Origin of the sequence: Mycobacteroides sp. H001 (assembly GCF_001440005.1) — a bacterium.
Classification (GTDB): Bacteria; Actinomycetota; Actinomycetes; order Mycobacteriales; family Mycobacteriaceae; genus Mycobacterium; species Mycobacterium gwanakae.
Map to the genome: position 1 here is coordinate 1 of NZ_LJYH01000008.1, position 2,060 is coordinate 2,060.

Sequence of the window (2,060 nt, forward strand, 5' to 3'; positions counted from 1 at the left end):
GGCTGCGGCCGATCAGGCTGCTGCTAATGCTGCTTCGGCCAAGGCGGCGGCCGATACCGCGCTGACGACCGCGCAGACCAATGCCACCGCAAGCAATCAAGCGTTGGCCGATGCCACCGCGGCCAAGACAGCCGCCGATACTGACAAGGCGGCCAAGGATGCCGCTAAGACCGCGGCAGATCAGGCCGCAGCACAGGCAGATACGGTAGCTCGAGCGGCTGCGGATGCCGCAGTGGCGGCGGGCCAACGGGCAATAGATGCGGGCAAGGCGGCGAGTGACGCCGCCGCTGCCAAGGCTGTAGCCGATGGTGTGCTGGCCGATGCCGGCCGGGCGGCCTCAGATGCCGCCGCGGCCAAGACCCTTGCCGATCAAAAAGACGCCGCTGCGGCGCAGGCCTCGGCGGATGCGTTGGCTGCCAAGACTGCTGCGGATCAGGCGGCGGCGCAGGCGAAGTCGGTTTCGGATGCGGCGAATGCGGATAAGGCTGCCAAGGATGCCGCCAAGGCCGCGGCCGATCAGGCTGCCGCTAATGCCGCCGCGGCCAAGACTGCTGCGGATCAGGCGGCGGCGCAGGCCAAGACGGTTTCGGATGCGGCGAATGCGGATAAGGCCGCTAAGGATGCTGCGAAGGTGGCGGCTGATCAGGTGGCGGCGGATGCGTTGGCTGCGAAGACTGCTGCGGATCAGGCGGCGGCGCAGGCGAAGTCGGTTTCGGATGCGGCGAATGCGGATAAGGCCACTAAGGATGCCGCCAAGGCTGCGGCCGATCAGGCTGCTGCTAATGCTGCTTCGGCCAAGGCGGCGGCCGATACCGCGCTGACGACCGCGCAGACCAATGCCACCGCAAGCAATCAGGCGGTGTCGGATGCTCAGGCGGCACTCACCGCGGCCAACACCGCCAAACAGAACGCCGACGCCGCAAAGACTGCTGCGGATCAGGCGGCGGCGCAGGCCAAGACGGCGTCGGATGCGGCGAATGCGGATAAGGCCACTAAGGATGCCGCCAAGGCTGCGGCCGATCAGGCTGCTGCTAATGCTGCTTCGGCCAAGGCGGCGGCCGATACCGCGCTGACGACCGCGCAGACCAATGCCACCGCAAGCAATCAGGCGGTGTCGGATGCTCAGGCGGCACTCACCGCGGCCAACACCGCCAAACAGAACGCCGACGCCGCAAAGGTGAATGCGGACAAGGCGTTAAGCGATGCACAGAAGGTCGTCGACGCCATCCAGAAGGCCAAGGACGACGCTACCGCCGCAGCCGCGACGGCCCAGAGCACGCAGACCGCTTATCAAAACGCTCACGCAGCCACGGTTGCGGCGCAGCAGCAGCGCGATCAGGCGCAGGCAGACGTCACCTACTACACAACCAACCTCATTGGTATCGCCGCCAACCTGGCATCCCTGGGCACCCTCCTGGCCGGAGCCCAGCAGCGGCTCACGGCAGGCAACGCGGCAGTGACTCAGGCGCAGGCCACCGAAGCGACCGCCAAGACCGCCGCCGATAACGCCGCTGCCGCCAAGACCGTTGCCGATGCCGCGGCGGCGACGGCCATCAGCCAGGAGCCCGCGGCGATCGCGGCGCGCAATACCGCACAGACCAACGCGAACACCGCGAACAACAACGTCACAGCCGCAGCGCAACAGGTCAGCACCGCGCAGCAGGCCGTCACCACCACCGCTGCCGCCAAGGTAGTGACCGACCAGGCATTGACCGACGCAACGAATGCCGCTGCTGCCGCGGCGGCCGCCAAGACGGTAGCGGATCAGAATGCTGCGGCGGCGCAGACGGCTGCGGATGCGGCTGCGGCGGTGAAGGTCACCACGGATAAGGCGTTGGCCGATGCGAACAAGGCCGCCAGCGATGCGGCGGCGGCCAAGACCCTCGCCGATCAGAAGGTCGTAGACGCCCAGCAAGTTGTCACCGATACCACTGCAGCCAAGGTGGTGACGGATAAGGCGTTGGCGGATGCCAACAAGGCTGCCGGTGATGCGGCGGCGGCCAAGACGGTTGCGGATCAGAATGCGGCGGCGGCGCAGACGGCTGCGGATGCGGCTGCGG

Annotated in this window: 1 pseudogene; it reads left to right on the plus strand. The window is 67.6% G+C overall.

The window, feature by feature from the left end:
• A pseudogene (locus tag AOT83_RS27730) lies at nucleotides 1-2,060 on the plus strand (hypothetical protein); the annotation flags it as partial.